5 protein-coding genes are annotated in these 4,797 nt (G+C 66.0%); all 5 read left to right on the plus strand.

Annotated elements, in window-relative coordinates:
- Nucleotides 1-1,527 (plus strand): hybrid sensor histidine kinase/response regulator (locus EDE08_RS38105; protein WP_131874841.1); only part of this gene is annotated, 1,527 nt, incomplete at its 5' end.
- Nucleotides 1,528-1,551: 24 nt separating this feature from the next.
- Complete coding sequence (locus EDE08_RS38110; protein WP_061877059.1) at nucleotides 1,552-2,025, plus strand: chemotaxis protein CheW; 474 nt, start codon at nucleotides 1,552-1,554, stop codon at nucleotides 2,023-2,025.
- A gap of 71 nt (nucleotides 2,026-2,096) precedes the next feature.
- The gene (locus tag EDE08_RS38115; RefSeq protein ID WP_131874842.1) at nucleotides 2,097-2,462 is read left to right on the plus strand and encodes a response regulator; all 366 of its coding nucleotides are present in this window, start codon (nucleotides 2,097-2,099) and stop codon (nucleotides 2,460-2,462) included.
- A 75-nt stretch (nucleotides 2,463-2,537) separates the two neighbouring features.
- Nucleotides 2,538-3,734, plus strand: coding sequence for a protein-glutamate methylesterase/protein-glutamine glutaminase (locus EDE08_RS38120; protein ID WP_131874843.1), 1,197 nt, complete (start codon nucleotides 2,538-2,540; stop codon nucleotides 3,732-3,734).
- On the plus strand, nucleotides 3,731-4,603 hold the full coding sequence (locus EDE08_RS38125; RefSeq protein ID WP_131874844.1) for a CheR family methyltransferase: 873 nt from the start codon (nucleotides 3,731-3,733) through the stop codon (nucleotides 4,601-4,603). The genes EDE08_RS38120 and EDE08_RS38125 overlap by 4 nt, the downstream gene beginning before the upstream one ends.
- The last annotated feature ends 194 nt before the right edge of the window (nucleotides 4,604-4,797 follow it).

Here is a 4,797-nt window from a genome sequence, read left to right on the forward strand (position 1 = left end):
GTCACCGAGGCCGAGCTGGAGAAGATGAGCGAAGCCCAGATCCACAAGTTCATCTTCGCGCCGGGCTTCTCCACCGCGGCCGCCATCACCTCGGTCTCGGGGCGCGGCGTCGGCATGGACGTGGTGCGCACCAATATCGACCAGATCGGCGGCACCATCGACATCAAGAGCGTGGCCGGCGAAGGCTCGAGCGTCACCATCAAGATCCCGCTGACGCTGGCCATCGTCTCGGCCCTGATCGTGGAAGCCGCCGGCGACCGCTTCGCGATCCCGCAGCTCTCGGTCGTCGAGCTGGTGCGGGCCCGCGCCAATTCCGAGCACCGCATCGAGCGCATCAAGGACACCGCGGTCCTTCGGCTGCGCAACAAGCTCTTGCCGCTGATCCATCTGAAGAAGCTGCTCAAGATCGACGACGGCGCGGCTAGCGATCCCGAGAACGGCTTCATCGTGGTGACCCAGGTCGGCAGCCAGACCTTTGGCATCGTGGTCGATGGTGTCTTCCATACGGAAGAGATCGTCGTGAAGCCGATGTCGACGAAACTGCGTCACATCGACATGTTCTCCGGCAACACCATTCTGGGCGACGGCGCGGTGATCATGATCATCGATCCCAACGGCATTGCCAAGGCGCTCGGCGCCGCCGGCTCCTCGGCCCATGACATGGGCGAGGACGCGGCCGGCCATCACATCGGCAGCGGCGAGCAGACCACCTCGCTGCTGGTGTTCCGCGCCGGCTCGTCCCAGCCCAAGGCGGTCCCGCTCGGGCTCGTCACCCGCCTGGAGGAGCTCCCCGCCGACAAGATCGAGTTCTCGAACGGCCGCTACATGGTGCAGTACCGTGAGCAGCTGATGCCGCTGGTGGCCATGGAAGGCGTCACCATCGCCAGCCAGGGCGTCCAGCCGATCCTGGTGTTCGCCGACGACGGCCGCTCCATGGGCCTCGTCGTCGACGAGATCATCGACATCGTCGAGGAGCGGCTCAACATCGAGGTCGGCGGCTCGAGTTCGGGCATCCTGGGCTCGGCCGTGATCAAGGGCCAGGCCACCGAGGTGATCGACGTCGGCCACTTCCTGCCGATGGCGTTCTCCGACTGGTTCACCCGCAAGGAGATGAAGCCGTCGATGCATTCGCAGGCGGTGCTGCTGGTCGACGATTCGGCCTTCTTCCGCAACATGCTGGCTCCGGTGCTCAAGGCCGCCGGCTACCGCGTCCGCACCGCGCCGACCGCGCAGGAAGGCCTGGCTGCGCTCCGCGCCCAGAGCTTCGACGTGGTGCTGACCGACATCGAGATGCCCGACATGAACGGGTTCGAGTTCGCCGAAGTGATCCGGTCCGACAACAACCTCGCCGCGACGCCGATCATCGGCCTGTCGGCGCTGGTGTCGCCGGCGGCGATCGAGCGCGGCCGTCAGGCCGGCTTCCACGACTACGTCGCCAAGTTCGACCGTCCCGGCCTGATCGCGGCGCTGAAGGAGCAGACCGCGGGCGCCGCCGGCGCTTCCGAGCTGAGCCGGGCCGCGGCGTAACCCAGGGGATCAGGAGATAGGCTTATGGCCAGCAACAAGACCCAGTCCAGCGAAGGCGCCATGGTCGAATACGTCACCGCGATGATCGGCGGCCAGTTGTTCGGCCTGCCGATCTCCCGCGTCCAGGACGTGTTCATGCCCGAGCGCGTCACCCGCGTTCCGCTGTCCTCGCGCGAGATCGCAGGCGTGTTGAACCTGCGCGGCCGCATCGTCACCGTGGTCGACATGCGCGCCCGTCTCGGCCTGCCCAAGGCCGAGGACGGCAAGACCCCGATGGCGGTCGGCGTCGATTTGCGCGGCGAATCCTATGGTCTGCTGATCGACCAGATCGGCGAGGTGCTGCGCCTGCCCGAGGACGGCAAGGAGGAGAACCCCGTCAACCTCGACCCCCGCATGGCCAAGCTCGCCGGCGGCGTCCACCGCCTCGACGGCCAGCTCATGGTCGTCCTCGACGTCGATCGCGTCCTCGAGCTCGCACCCGAAATGATGGCGGCCTGATACGGCGGCATCGTCGCCGACGTGCCAGCAATTGGAAGTGCCCCCGCAAAGGGGAGGAAGCAGAGGTTCACATGCGCACTTGTCTCATCGTCGATGATTCCAGCGTCATCCGCAAGGTTGCGCGGCGGATCCTGGAGGGCCTCGACTTCCAGATCCTCGAAGCCGAGGACGGTGAGAAGGCGCTGGAGGCCTGCAAGCGCGGCCTGCCCGATGCGGTGCTGCTCGACTGGAACATGCCCGTGATGGACGGCTACGAGTTCCTCGGCCATCTCAGGCGCATGCCCGGCGGCGACCAGCCCAAAGTCGTGTTCTGCACCACCGAAAACGACGTCGCGCATATCGCGCGCGCGCTCCATGCCGGCGCCAACGAGTACATCATGAAGCCGTTCGACAAGGACATCGTGACGGCGAAATTCCAGGAAGTCGGCCTTATCTGAGCGACCGCCCGAAGGTTGAACGGATCCTTCGGCGCCTGCTTTCAACCATATCGTTTCAGTCTGAGTTGGTGAGTAATGAGTGTTGCGTTCGCAGGGAATTCGACCACGACGCCGTCGCGCGAAGCGGGGCCGCTGCGGGTGATGGTCGTCGACGACTCCGTCGTAATCCGCGGTCTGATCTCGCGCTGGATCGGCGCCGAGCACGACATGGAGGTCGCGGCCTCGCTGCGCACCGGGCTCGAGGCGGTCAACCAGATCGAGCGCATCAACCCCGACGTTGCCGTGCTCGACATCGAGATGCCCGAGCTCGACGGCCTCTCGGCGCTGCCGCAACTGCTGGCGAAGAAGCGCGATCTCGTCATCATCATGGCCTCGACACTGACCCGCCGCAACGCGGAGATCAGCTTCAAGGCGCTGTCGCTCGGCGCGGCCGACTACATCCCGAAGCCGGAATCGACGCGCGAGGCATCGGCGGCCGACATCTTCCATCACGACCTGATCCAGAAGATCCGCCATCTCGGCGCGCGGCTGCGTCGCAAGGCTGCGGTTGCGAGCCCGCCGCTGGCGCCTGCAAGCCCGGCTCCGGCGGTGCGCGGTCCTGTTGCACGGCCTGCCGTGCCTGCGCCCGCTCCGGCCGTGCATGCCCCGTCGTCAGGACCGCTGTCGACGCGTCCGTTCTCGACCCAGGCGCCGAAGGTGCTGCTGATCGGCTCGTCGACCGGCGGTCCTCAGGCGCTGATGTCGCTCGTCACCGAGCTAGGCCCGGTGATCGACCGCTTCCCGGTGCTGATCACCCAGCACATGCCGCCGACCTTCACCACCATCCTTGCCGAGCATCTGGCGCGTTCGAGCCGCCGGCCGGCGAGCGAGGCAGTCGACGGCGAGCCGGTGAAGGCCGGACGGATCTACCTTGCGCCCGGCGGCAAGCATATGCGCGTCGTGCGCAGCGGCGCGGATGCCGCGATCTCGCTCGATGACGGGCCGGCAGTCAATTTCTGCAAGCCCGCGGTCGATCCGCTCTTCACCTCGGCCATCGACGTCTGGCATGGCAATATCCTCTCCGTGATCCTGACGGGCATGGGCTCGGACGGTATGCGTGGCGGCAAGGACATCGTCGCCGCCGGCGGCAGCGTCATTGCACAGGACGAAGCCTCCAGCGTGGTCTGGGGCATGCCGGGGGCGGCGGCCAATGCCGGCATCTGCGCGGCGATCCTGCCGCTCAACCAGATCGGCGCCAAGGTCAACCGCCTGTTCGCGGGAGACCGCTCGTGACGCCGACGGATTACGACTACCTGCGCAAGTTCCTGAAGGAGCGCTCCGGCCTCGATCTCTCGGCCGACAAGCAGTACCTGGTCGAGAGCCGGCTGCTGCCGCTCGCCCGCAAGGCAAGCCTATCAGGCATCCCCGATCTCGTGCTGAAGATCAGGAACGGCGACGGCCGGCTTGCGACCGACGTGGTCGAGGCCATGACCACCAACGAGACTTTCTTTTACCGCGACAAGATTCCGTTCGACCATCTGCGCGAGACCATCCTGCCGGGCCTGATCCAGGCGCGCGCGGCGCGCAAGAGCTTGCGCATCTGGTCGGCGGCGTCGTCGACCGGGCAGGAGCCCTATTCGATCGCGATGTGTGTGAAGGAGATGGGCGCGGCCTTCGCCGGCTGGCGCATCGAGATCGTCGCCACCGACCTGTCGCAGGAAGTGCTGGAGAAATCCAGGGCCGGCGTCTACAGCCAGTTCGAGGTGCAGCGCGGCCTGCCGATCCAGCATCTGGTGAAATACTTCACCCAAAGCGGCGAGGTCTGGCGGCTCAACGCCGACATTCGCGCCATGGTTCAGTTCCGCCAGCTCAACCTGCTGCAGGACTTCTCCCATCTCGGCACGTTCGACGTGATCTTCTGCCGCAACGTGCTGATCTATTTCGATCAGGACACCAAGGCGGTGATCTTCGAGCGCGTGGCGAAGGCGATGGAGCCCGACGGCACGCTGCTGCTTGGCGCGGCCGAGTCCGTCGTCGGCATCACTGACGCATTCCGCCCCATGGCCGACCGTCGCGGTCTCTATCAGCTCAACCCCGCGCGCTCCGGCCGCCCAATGGGCGGACTGATGCCGCCGACATTGAAGGTGGCAGCGGCGAGGTGAGCTGCTTTTTCACCCTCGCCCCTTGTGGGAGAGGGTGGCTTCGCGTTAGCGAAGTCGGGTGAGGGGTCTCTATCCTCACGAACAATCTTGTGAGTGGAAAGAACCCCTCATCCGGCGCTTCGCTGTCCAGCGGATGGATGGGTAACAAAACAGACCGGATGGATAGGTAACAGTCGTTCGTGGTTCGGTCCGCT

It is taken from the genome of Bradyrhizobium sp. R2.2-H (genome assembly GCF_004346455.1).
Taxonomy (GTDB): domain Bacteria; phylum Pseudomonadota; class Alphaproteobacteria; order Rhizobiales; family Xanthobacteraceae; genus Bradyrhizobium; species Bradyrhizobium diversitatis.